This is a genomic window from Bacillus sp. ABR, assembly GCF_056172715.1.
In genome coordinates this window covers 17,086-31,853 of record NZ_JAOYSL010000005.1, presented here as the reverse complement: position 1 = coordinate 31,853, position 14,768 = coordinate 17,086, and the positions used below count along the sequence as shown (strand labels likewise).

The following is a 14,768-nucleotide window of genomic DNA, read 5'->3' as shown; positions in this document are numbered from 1 at the left end:
GGCTCTCCGTTTAAAGGGGGGCCTGTTGTTTTTTTGTAAATAATTCACGGTTTTTCTTTAGAAGAGGATACAAAAAGCGAGAACGATGAGCCGTTTTGCCTCGTCTAAATGAAGGAACAGACAGATAAAGAGATTGTTCAGCTCTTGTCATGGCCACGTATAATAAACGGCGCTCTTCTTCCAGCGCTTCTTCATCACCGTTTCTGAGTTCATCCAGTGAGAAATCATGAGGCAGTGCCCCGTCGACCACACAAGTGATGTATACTGTCTGGAATTCAAGACCCTTTGCGCGGTGGATCGTCATGAGCTGAACACCGGGTTCATCTGTTTTTTCCTTTTCGGCAGATTTCATATGTTCGGCATGTGCGAGAAAGGCTTCAATCGTTTCAAAGCGTCTGGCAGCTGTTTTCACATCACGTACATCATCTGTCCCTTTTTCAAGTACATTCGTATCGTTCACCCGTTTTTTTAAGTAATCACCGAGTCCCATCTTTTGTTCAATAAATGTCACCGCGTCCGATGGCTTTAATGTTCGTAACGTTCGGAACAAAGGAACGATTGATTGCAGCTTTTTCCGTTGAAACGGCTGTATATCTGTCAGCTTTCCGAGCGCATCTACCATTGAACAATCCTCTGTGATAGTCAGTGCCTTTAGTGTATTCAGCGTTTGCTGCTTTAAAAAGAAAACCGGCAGCAGCTGTTTCATGGCGGCCACATCATCTGCATCCTGACTTAAGGAAAGAAAGGCGAGGAGTACCCGAACAATTCGTCTGCTGTAGAAGGCTTTAACGCCAGCATCCGTTTCATACGGAATGGCCGACTGATGCAGTCGTTCATAAATCGCACGGCCGCCTGTATTCGTACGAAACAGCACGCAGAAGTCATTCGGCTTTGCGCCGTTTTTAATTTTCTCCTGAATATCTGCGACAATCATCGTCGCTTCCTCTTCTTCATCATATGGATAAAAGAGCGTCGGCGAAATTTTCTCCGCCCGAACGGCTTTTAACGTCTTCTCATAACGATGCTGATTTTTCTTAATAATCGCATCTGCACTTGCGACAATTGTATGATGAGAGCGGTAATTCGCATGTAAATGGACGATCTGAGCCGAAGGATAATCCTGTTTGAATTCAAGGATGAAAGCAGGATTGCTACCCCTAAATGCGTAAATGGCTTGATCATCGTCCCCTACACAAAATAACTGCTCTGATTCTCCGGCTAAAAGTTGAATCAAGCGATATTGCACTGGATTAATATCCTGAAATTCATCCACTAAAATATACTGGAATCGTTCTTGATACCGTTTTAACAGTTTAGGCTGTTCTGTCAGCATATGTAAGCAGGCAATCGCCATATCATCAAAGTCAAATTGCTGATGATCTCGTTTTTGCTGTTCATATGATTGATAGATCGTCCACATGTGTTTTTCCTTTTCATCCTTCAAATCAGGAAGTTCACCTGGTAAAAAGGCATTTTTCCAATAGCCGATGGATTGCAGCACTTGATCAGTAGGGTAGTCTTTCTCATCAAGTCCTTCATTCATTATGGCTTTTCGAATGTATTGCTCCTTTTGCCAGTCAAACTTGATCAGATGCTGGCCGTTCCATTTATTTGCGTCATCGTGAAGCAGCATTTTATAAAAAAGACTGTGGAAGGTGCCTGTCACCACTTGGCTGGCTTGTGAAGGATGAAGCTGGTATTGCTTGCGCAGTCTTTCTTTCATCTCACTGCTCGCTTTTGTAGTAAAAGTTACGAGTAAAATATGGTGAGCAGGAATATGATGATGGGACATGAGATAAGCCGCTCTAGCCGTCAGGACTCTTGTTTTCCCGCTGCCGGCACCAGCCAGCACAAGCATCGGACCATCTAAATGTGTGACAGCTTGAAGCTGCGGTGTGCTAAAGGTGATATGCGGGAAGAGGTCGATCGTATGAACTTGTTCATTTTCTTCTAAATGTAAGGCGTCGCTAAATTGAATCGACTTTGGTTCCTGCCAGTCATATGATTCGCTAGTTTGCGAGATGATCTGTTTGCCGGTTGGAAAACGGAAGCCGCCAAGTTCTTTATAGGAAGCCTTTTCCTCCTGTTCAGCCGTTTGATTATGATCTGCTTGTTCTTCAGCTTGTTCACAAATCTCTTGCTGAGACATGTGCTTATGAATAAAGGCAGGTTCATCATGTATATTTAATCTAAAAAAGACCGGTTGTCCGCAATATGGGCAGAATAATTGTCCTTTTTTTCCCTCGTCATGGAGGAATTGATAATGTTCTCTCGAATACGTATGTAATGAGATCGTTCGATCATGTCGTCGTGCGCATTTCAAAGCTAGTCCTCCAATAGTCAATCAATCTTAAAATGAAACACATCTAATCATATCAAATGAGGCGTGTTTCAAACAGTCATAATTAGGGAATAGTAGAGTAAGAGAGAAGCAAAGGAGGCGTTCTTGATGGGATATATAGCCCCGATTCAGCCGGATCTGTATTTTCAATATATCAATCGTCCAGCTCCTCAGGATAAAGAAGACTACGCGAAAGTAACAAAGGTTACTCGCACCTTTCATGACAAGATTTACAGAGAGCTGGAGAAAAAAGAGGACTTAGTGACAGAAGCGGAAACGAAAGTACAGCAAAAAAAGCGGGAACGCTTTGTACGAGATATGTTTATGGAGGAAGGAAAAGGCGTTCATATCAATACGTATATATAAATGATTGCGCTTTCTTCCATTGGCGAACGATAATGAAAAAGAAAAAGCCAGGGCATTTTGAATGCTCTGGCTTTTCTTTTGGTCAAACAGACAGTGTTTTTGTCATTTTGACATGGGTGATTCCAGCTTCTTCAAACGGTTCAGAAACCGCTTTGTAGCCTTTCTTTTCGTAGAAAGGAAGCGCATGGACTTGGGCATGCATCACCGCTTCTTTTGCTCCATTAGCAATTGCTTCTGTTTCTAGCGCCTCTAATAGCTTGAGGCCAAGGCCGAAGGAGCGCGCCTCTTTTAACACACAAATTCTTTCTAGCTTTGCCTTTGATCCCTCAATGATCCGCAGTCTAGCGGCCGCCTGAGGCTTTTTGTCATCATTGTAAATGACAAAATGGGTGGCTTTGTCCTCTAGTTCATCTATTTCGATCTCTACTGGAACTTCTTGTTCTTTGACGAATACTTCTTTTCGAACGTAATATGCATCTTCTCGTTGTGTTTGTTCTGTTGCGATGACTGTTTTCAAATGTCTTTAACCCTCTTCTCCTAAAATAAATGTTTCATAGACGGTCCAAGATCCGTTTTCTAATTGATATAAAAGGTGGAAGCGATCCACTGTTTCTTCATGGTCAATCTTTCTCAGCTTTAATGTGCCAAGTACGTCTGAATGCTCATCATCTGATAGTTTTTGAGCCACTGTGACATGCGGAACAAAGGCATATTCAGGTGTACCAGCCAGTGGCTCTGCGTACAATCTTTCATTGAGCGCCATGATGTCCTCGTTCGGTTCTACTTTCATATAAATGACGTTGTTTACAGGAGCGAATGAACTGAATTTTTTAATACGTAACGTAATAGGAGAAGCATTTTTTGCATAATCTCTTAACGTTGAGACGACCTCAGCCGCTTCTAGATCGGTTAATTCAAAAGGTGTTCTTAATGTTAAATGAGGCGGTATGAGTGCATAGTTCGGATCATAACGCTTCCGGTAAGAGTTCGCAATATCTTGCAATTTTTTTGATGGAAATATAACAACTCCGTATTTCATCATGTTCCCTCCTGAATAAGAAAGTATTTATTATTGTTTATTATAACAAAATTCAGTTGATTAACGAATATGGGAGCATTCTTTTTAACGAAGGCGCAATGAGCGGCTGCCAAAACGTCCATTTATGATCCCCTTCGAATGTCTCAAATAAATAATCCGCTCCAGATTGTTCAAGAAGGGCCTTTAAATCATCATTCGGCTGAACAAAATCAAGCACCTGGCCATCTGTTGTTTTCACAGCGGTTTCCTCCAGCCCAATTTGATGGATAATCGCATAATGAGAAAGGGCTGTCGACTGTTTGACGGCTTCTAGAACCGACTCGTCAACGTAAGGGGACTGCAAAATCAGCCCGCCAAATAAAGAAGGATAATCAATGGCTGTCATGAGGGAAATCGTCGCACCAAGTGAATCACCAATAAACGTACGTCCTGATCCAATTTGATAGGTTGGATAGTGTTCATCAATATAAGGAACCAGTTCATTGGCTAAAAAGCGTTTATACGCTTCAAACTTTGTGCCGTCTGGATGATACGTGTTCCGTCTTTCCGTAACATTTTCATAAGGGACACCAATGATAATCGAGCGTTCCATTTCTTTGTTCTGCATCAATTCTTCTGCCTGTCTGCCTATTTTGCCTAGGCGGAAATAATCATGACCATCCTGGGCAATGATGACATGATATGTATAAAGGGGGGAGTAATTGACTGGCAAATAGATCAAAATGGTCATGTCCGCCCCAAGTTCTTTTGACTGTAAGGTTTCTTCTTGAATGATTCCTGTTTTCTTCACCATAATCCATTCCTCCAGCTAACCAAATTCATCATAAAGTGAAACGTTTCCATTCATTGTAACACGAAAAACAGCGTTGTTCCTATATGCTAACATGCAATCAAACCGTATAACATCGATTCTGTTATAAAATACAGAAAATTTTAATTAATCATGACATTTCCCCTTGAAAAATGAGATTTAATGGGTTACAGTATTAAGAATTAGAACAGACAGACAACACATTCTTATCGTGAGAGGTGGAGGGACTGGCCCTTTGAAACCTCAGCAACCGGTATGCATCACTACATGTGATGTACCAAGGTGCTAAATCCAGCAAGCAGCTTTTTTGCTTGGAAGATAAGAGGAAGCGATTAAACCCCTTCTTCTTATGAAGAAGGGGTTTTCTGTTTTGAAATCAGATTTTTACTTAGGATGGTGTCAAATGACAGAACATGTGGAAACGAAATTAGCGCAGATTGGAAACCGTAGCGAAGAGGTGACTGGCACTGTCAGTCCTCCCGTTTACCTTTCGACAGCATACAGACATAGAGGTATAGGGGAATCTACAGGATTTGATTATATTCGAACGAAAAACCCAACAAGACAGCTCGTAGAGGATGCAATTGCTTCACTCGAAGAAGGGACGGCCGGTTTTGCCTTCAGTTCGGGAATGGCTGCGATTCAAACGATCATGGCTCTATTTGAAAGCGGAGATGAACTCATCGTCTCATCAGACCTATATGGCGGTACATACCGTTTGTTTGAAAACGAATGGAAAAAGTACGGCTTACGTTTTCTTTATGATGATTTTGCAGATGAAGACTGTTTACGCTCTAAAATCACGCCAAACACAAAAGCGGTCTTTATTGAAACACCGACAAATCCACTGATGCAGGAAGCAGATATTCAAAAAATAGCGAAGATTGCAAAAGAACATGGCGCTTTGGTGATTGTCGATAATACTTTTTACACACCAGTCTTGCAAAAGCCGATTACGCTTGGAGCGGACATTGTCATTCATAGCGCAACCAAATATTTAGGCGGACATAATGATGTTCTTGCAGGGCTTGTCGTGACAAAAGGAGAGCAGCTGTCTGAAGACATGTTCCAGCATCAAAACGCGATTGGAGCGGTTCTATCACCATTTGACTCATGGCTTTTAATGAGAGGAATGAAAACACTGGCTCTTAGAATGCGCCAGCACGAGGCAAATGCGAAGGAGCTGGCTGAGTTTTTAAAGAAACAGCCAGAAATTCAAGATGTGCTTTATCCAGGAAAGGGAGGCATGCTGTCATTTCGAGTAGCTAAAGAGGACTGGGTCAATCCATTTTTAAAGCAGCTAAAAACGATTTGTTTTGCTGAAAGCCTTGGCGGAGTCGAAAGCTTCATTACGTATCCTGCAACGCAAACGCACATGGATATCCCAGAAGAAATTCGCATTGCAAACGGTGTATGTAACAAGCTGCTCCGTTTCTCTGTTGGCATCGAGCATGTAGATGACCTGAAAGCAGACCTGAAACAGGCACTATCACAAGTAAAAGAGGAGGTACACGCCAAATGACCACACATGATTGGACACTCGAAACACAACTCGTTCATAATGCGTTTAAAACAGACCGTTCAACAGGTGCAGTCAGTGTACCGATTCAGCATGCATCCACCTTTCATCAAAGCAGCTTCGATGAATTTGGCCAATATGACTACTCGAGATCGGGAACTCCTACACGTCAAGCATTAGAGGATACGATTGCGGCGCTGGAAGGAGGAACGAGAGGGCTTGCCTTTGCATCAGGCATGGCTGCTATTTCAACCGCTTTTCTTCTATTATCAAAGGGAGATCACGTCCTTGTCACAAGAGATGTGTACGGCGGGACTTTCCGAATGATCACCCAAGTTCTGTCGAGATTTGGAATTGAGCATACCTTCGTGGATATGACGGATTTGAATGAAGTCAAAAGAGGCATTCAATCGAATACAAAGGTCATTTACATGGAAACACCGTCAAATCCAACACTAGGCATTACAGATATTGAAGGTGTCGTACAGATTGCGAAAGAGCATGACTGTTTGACATTCTTAGATAATACGTTTTTAACGCCTGCGCTTCAGCGTCCGCTGGACCTTGGTGTGGATGTTGTTCTGCACAGCGCAACGAAATTTTTAAGCGGCCACAGTGATGTGCTGTCAGGCTTAGCCGTGGTAAAAGATGAGAAGCTGGGAGAGGAACTCTATTCACTGCAAAACTCCTTCGGTGCGGTCCTTGGCGTGCAGGATTGCTGGCTCGTTTTAAGAGGGTTAAAAACCCTTCAGGTCAGATTAGAAAAAGCTAGTCAAACGGCCTTCGAGCTAGCTTCATTTCTTAAAGAACATCCTGCGGTCAAAAAAGTATACTACCCAGGCTTAGATGATCACCCGGGTGCAGATATTCAGCGAAAGCAGGCAAGCGGAGCAGGGGCTGTTCTCTCATTTGAACTAGAAAACCAAGCGGCAGTCAAAGAATTGGTGGATGCCGTCACATTACCTGTATTCGCCGTCAGCCTCGGCGCCGTCGAATCGATTTTGTCATATCCAGCCAAAATGTCACATGCAGCTATGCCAAAAGAAGAAAGAGAAAAAAGAGGGATTACAGATGGGCTGCTTCGTTTAAGTGTCGGAGTTGAAAACGGAGAAGACCTCAAACGTGACTTCAAACAAGCACTGGATCAACTAAAGCCTGTTCTTGTGAACCAATCATAAAGAAGGAGAGAAAAAAGCCGGCACAGCCGCCGGCTTTTTGATCTTTTTTAAACAAAACCATTGACGCTTTATTATTATGGTTATATAATAGAGACTGTCAGTAACAGAAAGCCCAGAACTGATACATAACCCGATTCCGTAGCTCAGCTGGGAGAGCGCTACCTTGACAGGGTAGAGGTCGCTGGTTCGAGCCCAGTCGGAATCATCGTTGAAACCCTTGCGTAGCAAGGGTTTTTTGTTTTTTGCAGATTGTTTCTTTTTAGGTTAAAACGATTAAAGTGTTCTGCGGTGTTAAATTCTAATTTGTTTGTGACATGATGATAAATATCTGAGGGTATTTTAGCACTAGCATGTCCTGCTCTTTTTTGAATAGATGTACCCCACCTGTTTGGGATGGGGTATCTGCATCAATACATTCAATATTTGTCTGGTGTAATTTAAATAAATAAAGTTCGTTTATCTTAATATTTAATAATGGTTCTTCCTAAATGTTGGCCATTTTTAATGGCTTCAATTTTTTCAGGTAACGTATCGAGCGTAATCTCATTGACTAGAGTCGTTTGGGAGATATTCCATTCGTTTGCTATCTCGTTCCAAATTACTTTGCGTTTATTGATTGGTACATTTACAGAATCAATCCCTAGAAGGTTGATCCCTCTTAGAATAAAAGGTAACACAGTTGTTGTTAATTTAATTCCGCCTGCATTCCCGCACATGCTCATGCTTCCACCATAAGAAATTTGAGGAATGATCACAGAAGCCACATCTCCTCCTACGGTATCTAAGACGAAGTCAAATTTTTGCTTGTTTAATGGTTTTTTTAGCTCTCCTAATTCGTTTGCAAAAATGACATCAGTTGCTCCTAAAGATTTTGCTATATCAACTTGATTATCTTTACGCACTAAAGCAAAAATATTGTTGTACCCAATTTTAGATAATAATTGTATAGCAATGCTACCAACTCCACCAGTTGACCCTGTAACGAGTATATTAGGTTGATTTTTCGTACTCATACCATTTTCCTGTAAAGCCATGATAGAAAGAGCTGCGGTAAAGCCTGCTGTTCCAAAAATCATTGCTTCTTTTAAAGTCAAGTTATTTGGCAAAGGAACAATCCAATCCGCAGGTACTCTAGCATATTCAGAAAAACCTCCAGTGTGGCTCATGCCCATAGCGAAACCTGTGACAATCACTTGTTGACCCTCTACGAAACGATGATCTGTTGTATGAACGATAGTCCCACTTAGATCAATTCCAGGAATCATTGGATAGTTACGAATAACACCTCCATTTTTTTGAACAGCCAGCATATCTTTATAATTGATTGAAGAATATGCTACTTTAATTAATACTTCTCCTTCAGATAAATCATTAACACTTACATTTTGAAGATCATAACTAACTTGATCATTTTTTTCTGTAACTAGAATCGCTTTAAATGAATCCATTGTGTATCTTCCTCTCTAAAAATATATTACAACAAAATATTTCTGTTCCAAAAGTATTTCAATTAAAAAACTACCATGATATTATAGGTGAAGTCAATGTGGGGGAGATAAAATGGAATTATCAGAGTGCATAAATTTTTTACTAAGTGTTAGTCAAAATAAAGTGTTCAAGTACTTTAGTAAACTTTTAGAGGAAAGTGATTTGACACCCGCTCAATATGGTGTGTTGAACTGTCTATGGAGAGAGGGTCAGTTATCTCCTAAACAAATTGGAGAACTTGTATATTTAGAAGCCTCAACCGTTTCTGGAATATTAGATAAAATGCAAAAAGCTGACTTAATTGAACGCACAATAGATCCAAACAATCGAAGAAATATATTAGTAGAGGCTACTCAAAAATCTTTAGTCATTAGAGATCAAGTTGAAGCAGCAACAATTGAGCTGAACAAGACAGCGCTTCAAAACTTGTCAAATGATGATAAGGTTGTACTAAAGAAAGCATTAAGTACCATTATAAATAATTTTCAATGATGTACTTTTATAAACAAGTTTCATATTAAATCGATAACTATCACAAGGCTCCTTTACAGGAGCTTTTTTCAGTTTCTTTTCGGTGCTTTGTAAATCCTTGGATGTGATAATAAATATAATATTAAGTTTTTTATGGAAATTAGGTAAGGAATGGACAAAATTCTTTCTTCAGTGGAGAAGATTCAATGTTGATGGCAGCTATTCAGAATGGTTGGCTTGATGTAAATGTTGTAATGAAGAATTATTAATGTCGTTCAAACGCGCCGGATGCGCTGGCATTTTGACTTATTTTGCTTTAGATATGGCTCCGCGACTGAGAGATGGAGAATCTCAAAACATATAGGCAAAATGAAAACAGACCATGCAGGGTCTGTTTTTTTATGAGGAATTATTTGAGGACCTTCAGAAAAAGTATTGATGGAAGAAATCCTTTTTCATACCGATCACACATCTTTTAATAGTATCAGCATATTCAGTTTAAGAGGTTACTTACAAAATATTTAGAACTATCTTGTAAGAATCCTCCTAAATGTAATACGGACTTTACATATTTTCTATTTGTCTATACCTTTCATATCTCTGTTTGATAAGCTCTTCTGAGGATAATGGTATCAATTTTTTTAGAGATGATTCGATGACAGATTCAATCATTTTTGCCTGTGATTTGATATCATTTTGTGCTCCACCTTTCATTTCAGGGATGATTTCATCAATAATTCCTAAATGCTTTAAATCTTTTGCTGAAATTTTCATATGTTCCGCAGCTTCTGGAGCATACTTAGCGTCCTTCCATAGGATAGATGCTGCTCCTTCTGGCGAAATTACTGAGTACCATGAATACTCTAACATATGGATATGGTTACCGACACTAATGCCAAGAGCTCCACCACTTGATGCCTCTCCAATTACAATACAAACAATTGGCACTTTAAGTGTAGCCATTTCCAATAGATTTCGAGCTATCGCTTCAGAAATTCCACGTTCTTCAGACCCTTTCCCTGGATAGGCGCCTATTGTATCAATAAATGTAATAATAGGGCGATTAAATTTATCAGCTTGTTTCATAAGTCTTAGCGCTTTTCTATATCCTTCTGGATGGGCCATTCCAAAATTTCTTTCTATATTTTCCTTTGTACTTCTACCTCTTTGATGACCTATAACCGTAACGGGCATTCCTTTAAATTTTGCAATACCACCTATCATTGCTTTATCATCACCATATAATCGATCACCATGAAGTTCGAAAAAGTTTGTAAACAATAAAGGTATATAATCCAATGTCGTGGGCCGGTTACGTAGCCTTGCAATTTGAACTCGTTGAAAAGCTGTAAGATTAGAATAAACTTCATCTTGCATTTTATTTAAACGTTTTTCTAATAAATGAATTTCTGACGATAAATCTACATTATTTTCTTTCATCATTTTCTTTAATTCATCAAATTTCTCTTTTAGTTCAATAATAGGACGTTCAAAATCCAAACTCATTTTATCCTCCAAAGGTTATGATTTACCTCACTCTAATCAAAAGACTTAGAAATAGAATCATTAAATAATTCAAAACCATCCACAACTATTTTTTGTTCTGATTCTGATAAATTATTAAGGATACGTTGATAAAATGTAAGGGATTGTTCTCTTAAGCGATTAACAGTAATGTGCCCTTTTTCTGTGAGGTGCAGAAAAAGTTCTCTTCTATTTTTTTCATTTACTTCACGATAAACAAGCCCCATTTTTACTAACTTATCTACCAACCTACTTACAGTTGAAGTCTCTAATCTAAGTTTATTGGATAGTTGCCAAACAGTTAGTTTTTCCATCTCTAGTTCCTCTAACGCCATCATTTGAGAAGTTGGTAGAGGTTTTTCAAATGGTCCATTCGGCAAATTTTGAGATTCGAAAACCCCAGTTAATATAATCATTTTCTTAATATCTGTTCTTAGTTTTAAGGCATCTTCTCTTTTCAAAAGGTCAACCTCCTACAATTCATGCATCATACATCAATTGTATTATACATCAATATGATTTTTTCACAAGCTTAACATAAGCCAATATGACAACATGGACGAGATATTTCTTCTTGTTAAATGTGTCTAATTTGTGAATTTAACAAATTCCACAAACTAAAATATATGGAAGTTCAGTCTATAGTAGGTAACATAATACTCATTGTTATGGCGGGTATCTAGTCTCGTAAAAGTGACAAGACTAATCATTTTGAATGAATAGAAGGAGGTTTCATGATTATTGCCATAACTGATGTTACATACGGTAGTAAGTAAGAGAGCCAAAAGGTGCTCTGCGTTACTACTATACACATGCCTTAGAAATCGAAAATTCTAAGGAAGAGCTTTCATCTAAATGGACTTTACAGATAAGCTCTCTAAAAAAAATTACACGGAGGTAATAGGAAATGAGAATTAACCACAATATCGCAGCACTTAACACATTAAACCGTTTATCAGCAAACAATGGTGCAAGCCAAAAGAACATGGAGAAACTTTCTTCTGGTCTTAAAATCAACCGTGCAGGAGATGACGCAGCAGGTCTTGCAATCTCTGAAAAAATGCGTGGACAAATCCGAGGATTAGAAATGGCGTCTAAAAACGCACAAGACGGTATCTCTCTTATCCAAACAGCTGAAGGTGCATTGACTGAAACTCACTCCATCCTTCAACGTGTTCGTGAACTAGTCGTTCAAGCTGGAAATACTGGTACACAGCAAGGTGAAGACTTAGCTGCAATTAAAGATGAGATCACAGCGCTTGTTGAAGAGGTCGATGGTATTTCTAATCGTACTGAGTTTAACGGAAAAAAATTATTAAATGGTACGTTTAATGGAGTAGGTACACCTGGCACACCAGCAACTCCGCCGACAGATCCAGATGATCCAAGTACAGGTACACCTGCAGTCCCAGCAACTCCTGGTGATGCTTTAGTATTCCAAATTGGTGCAAATGCTACACAACAAATTAAAGTCAACATTCAAGATATGAGCGCTGCTGCTTTAGGCGTTACAGACGCAGATGGTGCAGTTGAGACAGGTAAGTCTGTTAAAGATATCGATGTATCTAAATTTGAAACAATTGCAGCTGATGACGATGGTGGATTTGATGATCAGTTAGCAATCGTTGATGGAGCTATTAAACAAGTTTCTGCACAACGTGCTAAACTTGGTGCAGTTCAAAATCGTCTAGAGCACACAATCAACAACCTTGGTGCATCTTCTGAAAACTTAACGGCTGCTGAGTCTCGTATCCGTGACGTTGACATGGCAAAAGAAATGAGTGAGTTCACTAAGAACAACATTCTTTCTCAAGCGTCTCAAGCAATGCTTGCACAAGCGAATCAACAGCCACAAAACGTACTTCAATTATTACGTTAATAAACCAAAAGCCCCTATATAAAGGGGCTTTTTTGTTTGTCTTTATTCGCTTAGATGTCTTATTTTATAGATCGTTCTAAAAATCGTTCTAAAAGACGCTTCAACGCCAATGAATACGACAAATAATAATACTATCCAACTAACCAAATATTCGAGAGTGGCTTTTGTATTTCTCAGTGTTAGTCATTATCCTGTTTTTAACAAACAGGGAGCTACATAAAGCAGCTCCCTGACAAGTAATCAATCTTTCTTTTTTTTGTAGTCTTTTATTAAGCTTGAAACAGTTAAACCCATTACACCAAAAGCTACTACATAAAATAAAATATTTGTTACAGGTGTATCAATTTTTCCTAAAATCAACACAATAGCGATAATAGCGGCGGGTAAAGTAATTAACAAACCTTTGGATGCCTTATTTTCCTGTGTCACTAGCCGAGCACCTCCTTGAGGAATTACACGAACAAAGGTCGTTCGCAACAAACTAAAACAATTGATTTCTTTACTAAAAGTAAGATGAACATATATAGATGCTTTTTTATAAGTTTTACATTGGTAAAATAGTGAGAAGTATCTCAGTCATTCTTTCCAATATAGAGGAGGGGGAATCGCAGTTAACTTATACAAATGTATAAACAGCACTTCATAGAACTTGCCTTACTAGGGTGAATTTAAACGTATATAATACTTCTCTTAAAGTTGTTGGTTTTAAAAAGTGAAAAACATGGTAAAATTAGATAAAAGTATAAGAAAGAGTGATTCTATGGAATATGTAATTATGTTAATCTTTTTATTAGCACTTTTCTTTATATTTACTGTTTTCCTAAAAACCCGTTACAGTTTTGGTGAAAAATACTTAGTCTTAAAATTTGGTTTATCTAAAACAGAAATACCAATTGATCAAATCGTTAGTATTAAAGAGTCGGACAAGTATGGAGTTGAAGATAATATTGATTATAGAATTGGTGCTCCATATGGTCAACCAGATAGAATCGTTATTGAAACTATGAATAAGCGTTTTCTAGTTTTTTTAAATGAAGGTCATCATTTTCTTCAAAATTATAAAAAAGCTAGTGCTATATAAGATAAGTACCTTCTACGATATAAGGTGCTTTTTTATTCGAGTTCCTCTTCTTTAAATATACTAATATGAATACTTCAATACTTCAGCCAAGCTGACTTACGAAGAGTTGTTGAAGGTTTTATCGTAGGCTAAGTGATAGACTGAAACATAATATATCTCTTGAAAGGATGATTGTGGTGGTGAAAACAGATAAAGTCTCCTCCTGAATACAGTAAATCACATTCAGGAGGAGATAAAAAATGTTTAAAAAAATAGATGAAAATTATCCGAGAAAAGAGCACTTTCATCATTATATGAAGGTAACCCGATGCTCATATAGCCTAGTTATCGATTTAGATATCACGAAATTGCATTCAATATTAAAAGAAAAAAAGCTAAAAGTATATCCTGTGCAAATTTATTTGTTAGCAAGGGCTGTGCAAAAAATACCGGAGTTTCGGATGGATCTAGTGAATGATGAACTTGGTCACTGGGATCTTCTCCATCCTAGTTATACGATTCTAAATAAAGAAACAAAGACATTTTCAAGTATTTGGACGCCTTATGACGAAAATTTTGCTCGGTTTTATAAAAGCTGTGTAGCTGATATTGAAGCTTATAGCGAAAGTAACAAACTATTTCCGAAACCTCATATGCCAGAAAATATGTTCAATATTTCAAGCCTGCCTTGGATTGATTTTACTTCTTTTAACCTTAATGTATCTACAGATGAAACTTATTTACTGCCGATATTTACGTTAGGCAAATTTAAGGTGGAAGAAGAAAAAATCATCTTGCCAGTCGCCATTCAAGTACATCATGCTGTTTGTGACGGCTATCATGCCGGTCAATATGTGGAATATTTGAGATGGCTGATAGAACATTGTGAAGAGTGGTTAAGCGATTCATTGTATACTTAATTTTCAAAGGTATAGTCATTTGATAGAAAAAGGCAGACTTAGTAGAGTCTGCTTTTTCTGTTGTGAGCAGAAATGTGTAAAGTCACGTTATGAACTGTTCTTTTTGCGGTTTCTTTTCGGTGCTTTGTCATCTCTTACATGTGATAATAAATGTAATATAAGGGAAATTAGT

15 protein-coding genes, 1 tRNA gene and 1 riboswitch are annotated in these 14,768 nt (G+C 38.6%); of the genes, 8 read left to right on the top strand and 8 right to left on the bottom strand.

Annotation, left to right across the window (positions count from 1 at the left end; genetic code table 11):
- Positions 1–10: 10 nt before the first annotated feature.
- Positions 11–2,323: a UvrD-helicase domain-containing protein gene (locus OIT90_RS15570; RefSeq protein ID WP_126682001.1), complete on the bottom strand. Its 2,313-nt coding sequence runs from the start codon at positions 2,321–2,323 to the stop codon at positions 11–13.
- Positions 2,324–2,449: 126 nt separating this feature from the next.
- Here OIT90_RS15570 and OIT90_RS15565 point away from each other — a divergent pair, with 126 nt between their 5' ends.
- Positions 2,450–2,707, top strand: a complete 258-nt coding sequence (locus OIT90_RS15565; RefSeq protein ID WP_003210759.1) for a hypothetical protein — start codon at positions 2,450–2,452, stop codon at positions 2,705–2,707.
- Between the two features lie 82 nt (positions 2,708–2,789).
- Here OIT90_RS15565 and OIT90_RS15560 read toward each other — a convergent pair whose 3' ends face one another.
- From OIT90_RS15560 to OIT90_RS15550, 3 genes are read right to left on the bottom strand one after another with little or no spacing between them, the layout of a single operon-like run.
- Positions 2,790–3,224 carry a GNAT family N-acetyltransferase gene (locus OIT90_RS15560; RefSeq protein ID WP_039177857.1) on the bottom strand — a complete coding sequence of 145 codons (435 nt, stop codon included), beginning with the start codon at positions 3,222–3,224 and terminating at the stop codon, positions 2,790–2,792.
- 6 nt (positions 3,225–3,230) lie between these two features.
- A complete protein-coding gene (locus tag OIT90_RS15555) occupies positions 3,231–3,746 on the bottom strand; it encodes a YjcG family protein (protein ID WP_039177859.1) in 516 nt (171 codons plus the stop codon).
- Positions 3,747–3,798: 52 nt separating this feature from the next.
- A complete protein-coding gene (locus tag OIT90_RS15550; protein WP_039177861.1) occupies positions 3,799–4,539 on the bottom strand; it encodes an alpha/beta hydrolase in 741 nt (246 codons plus the stop codon).
- Positions 4,540–4,760: 221 nt separating this feature from the next.
- Positions 4,761–4,882: riboswitch (SAM riboswitch) on the top strand.
- Positions 4,883–4,960: 78 nt separating this feature from the next.
- On the opposite strand from OIT90_RS15550, the gene OIT90_RS15545 reads away from it, so the two are divergent.
- The 3 genes from OIT90_RS15545 to OIT90_RS15535 all read left to right on the top strand — a co-directional run bounded on the left by OIT90_RS15545 (position 4,961) and on the right by OIT90_RS15535 (position 7,459).
- Complete coding sequence (locus OIT90_RS15545; RefSeq protein ID WP_039177862.1) at positions 4,961–6,079, top strand: methionine biosynthesis PLP-dependent protein; 1,119 nt, start codon at positions 4,961–4,963, stop codon at positions 6,077–6,079.
- A complete protein-coding gene (gene metC / locus OIT90_RS15540) occupies positions 6,076–7,254 on the top strand; it encodes a cystathionine beta-lyase (protein ID WP_039177864.1) in 1,179 nt (392 codons plus the stop codon). The genes OIT90_RS15545 and metC overlap by 4 nt, the downstream gene beginning before the upstream one ends.
- A gap of 132 nt (positions 7,255–7,386) precedes the next feature.
- Positions 7,387–7,459 (top strand) — tRNA-Val (locus tag OIT90_RS15535).
- 256 nt (positions 7,460–7,715) lie between these two features.
- Here OIT90_RS15535 and OIT90_RS15530 read toward each other — a convergent pair.
- The gene (locus OIT90_RS15530) at positions 7,716–8,702 is read right to left on the bottom strand and encodes a YhdH/YhfP family quinone oxidoreductase (protein ID WP_126681994.1); all 987 of its coding nucleotides are present in this window, start codon (positions 8,700–8,702) and stop codon (positions 7,716–7,718) included.
- 112 nt (positions 8,703–8,814) lie between these two features.
- On the opposite strand from OIT90_RS15530, the gene OIT90_RS15525 reads away from it, so the two are divergent.
- Complete coding sequence (locus OIT90_RS15525) at positions 8,815–9,234, top strand: MarR family winged helix-turn-helix transcriptional regulator (RefSeq protein WP_039177869.1); 420 nt, start codon at positions 8,815–8,817, stop codon at positions 9,232–9,234.
- 543 nt (positions 9,235–9,777) lie between these two features.
- Here the strand turns inward: OIT90_RS15525 and OIT90_RS15520 are convergent.
- The gene (locus tag OIT90_RS15520; RefSeq protein WP_247544274.1) at positions 9,778–10,719 is read right to left on the bottom strand and encodes an acetyl-CoA carboxylase carboxyltransferase subunit alpha; all 942 of its coding nucleotides are present in this window, start codon (positions 10,717–10,719) and stop codon (positions 9,778–9,780) included.
- 32 nt (positions 10,720–10,751) lie between these two features.
- A complete protein-coding gene (locus OIT90_RS15515; RefSeq protein WP_059377829.1) occupies positions 10,752–11,198 on the bottom strand; it encodes a MarR family winged helix-turn-helix transcriptional regulator in 447 nt (148 codons plus the stop codon).
- Positions 11,199–11,644: 446 nt separating this feature from the next.
- On the opposite strand from OIT90_RS15515, the gene hag reads away from it, so the two are divergent.
- A complete protein-coding gene (gene hag / locus OIT90_RS15510) occupies positions 11,645–12,616 on the top strand; it encodes a flagellin Hag (RefSeq protein WP_058838866.1) in 972 nt (323 codons plus the stop codon).
- A 240-nt stretch (positions 12,617–12,856) separates the two neighbouring features.
- Here the strand turns inward: hag and OIT90_RS15505 are convergent, their stop codons facing one another.
- Complete coding sequence (locus OIT90_RS15505) at positions 12,857–13,045, bottom strand: hypothetical protein (RefSeq protein WP_059377832.1); 189 nt, start codon at positions 13,043–13,045, stop codon at positions 12,857–12,859.
- A gap of 331 nt (positions 13,046–13,376) precedes the next feature.
- On the opposite strand from OIT90_RS15505, the gene OIT90_RS15500 reads away from it, so the two are divergent.
- Positions 13,377–13,697, top strand: a complete 321-nt coding sequence (locus tag OIT90_RS15500) for a SunI/YnzG family protein (RefSeq protein WP_064498319.1) — start codon at positions 13,377–13,379, stop codon at positions 13,695–13,697.
- Between the two features lie 239 nt (positions 13,698–13,936).
- Positions 13,937–14,596, top strand: a complete 660-nt coding sequence (gene catA, locus OIT90_RS15495) for a type A chloramphenicol O-acetyltransferase (protein WP_064498320.1) — start codon at positions 13,937–13,939, stop codon at positions 14,594–14,596.
- The last annotated feature ends 172 nt before the right edge of the window (positions 14,597–14,768 follow it).

Bases quoted from the DNA above. Each gene is read 5' to 3' on its own strand.
- OIT90_RS15565 (WP_003210759.1), top strand. From the start codon at position 2,450: ATGGGATATATAGCCCCGATTCAGCCGGATCTGTATTTTCAATATATC.
- OIT90_RS15555 (WP_039177859.1), bottom strand. From the start codon at position 3,746: ATGAAATACGGAGTTGTTATATTTCCATCAAAAAAATTGCAAGATATT.
- OIT90_RS15550 (WP_039177861.1), bottom strand. From the start codon at position 4,539: ATGGTGAAGAAAACAGGAATCATTCAAGAAGAAACCTTACAGTCAAAA.
- OIT90_RS15545 (WP_039177862.1), top strand. From the start codon at position 4,961: ATGACAGAACATGTGGAAACGAAATTAGCGCAGATTGGAAACCGTAGC.
- metC (WP_039177864.1), top strand. From the start codon at position 6,076: ATGACCACACATGATTGGACACTCGAAACACAACTCGTTCATAATGCG.
- OIT90_RS15530 (WP_126681994.1), bottom strand. From the start codon at position 8,702: ATGGATTCATTTAAAGCGATTCTAGTTACAGAAAAAAATGATCAAGTT.
- OIT90_RS15525 (WP_039177869.1), top strand. From the start codon at position 8,815: ATGGAATTATCAGAGTGCATAAATTTTTTACTAAGTGTTAGTCAAAAT.
- OIT90_RS15520 (WP_247544274.1), bottom strand. From the start codon at position 10,719: ATGAGTTTGGATTTTGAACGTCCTATTATTGAACTAAAAGAGAAATTT.
- hag (WP_058838866.1), top strand. From the start codon at position 11,645: ATGAGAATTAACCACAATATCGCAGCACTTAACACATTAAACCGTTTA.
- OIT90_RS15500 (WP_064498319.1), top strand. From the start codon at position 13,377: ATGGAATATGTAATTATGTTAATCTTTTTATTAGCACTTTTCTTTATA.
- catA (WP_064498320.1), top strand. From the start codon at position 13,937: ATGTTTAAAAAAATAGATGAAAATTATCCGAGAAAAGAGCACTTTCAT.